Origin of the sequence: Bifidobacterium xylocopae, from assembly GCF_003315615.1 — a bacterium.
GTDB classification, from domain to species: domain Bacteria; phylum Actinomycetota; class Actinomycetes; order Actinomycetales; family Bifidobacteriaceae; genus Bombiscardovia; species Bombiscardovia xylocopae.
This window is the reverse complement of the sequence record NZ_PDCH01000067.1, coordinates 1-447: the sequence shown is the minus strand read 5'-3', so window position 1 is coordinate 447 and position 447 is coordinate 1. Positions and strand designations below refer to the sequence as shown.

Annotated in this window: 1 protein-coding gene; it reads left to right on the top strand. The window is 63.5% G+C overall.

Features of this window, described 5'->3' with window-relative positions:
• Nucleotides 1–36 precede the first annotated feature (36 nt).
• Nucleotides 37–447, top strand: a 411-nt coding sequence (locus CRD59_RS07655; RefSeq protein WP_130341233.1) for a class I SAM-dependent methyltransferase, incomplete at its 3' end; no start/stop codon positions are given.

The following is a 447-nucleotide window of genomic DNA, read 5'->3' as shown; positions in this document are numbered from 1 at the left end:
ACCCTGGCCACCACGATTCCCTCTACAATCGGGGCCATGGCAGTCTCTTCGGCACCGCATCTTCCCAGCGGCTCATTCGAATGGCTGACTGCCGGACGTGTGGACCCAGGTAGTCGAGTCGTCGTGCTGTGCCCGACCGTCGCCCATTGCCGAGCCGTTGCCTCCCATGGGGCCGATGTCCTGGCCGTTCACCGCGATCCCGATACCGCGGAAAAACTCAACCGCCTTCCTGGCGTCATGGCCGTCTGCGGGTCGCCCGAATCGTTACCTCTTAATTCCTCCAGTTTCGATGCTGTCTTGGTGCACCAGGGCTTTCACGAATTGGCCCCCGGCCTCGCCTTACCTGAAATCGCCCGCGTCCTGCGCCCAGGCAGTGTCCTCGGCGTCTCCTGGCTGGTACGCGATGACACTGTTCCGTGGGTCAAGCGGCTTGCGGCGCTACTGCGC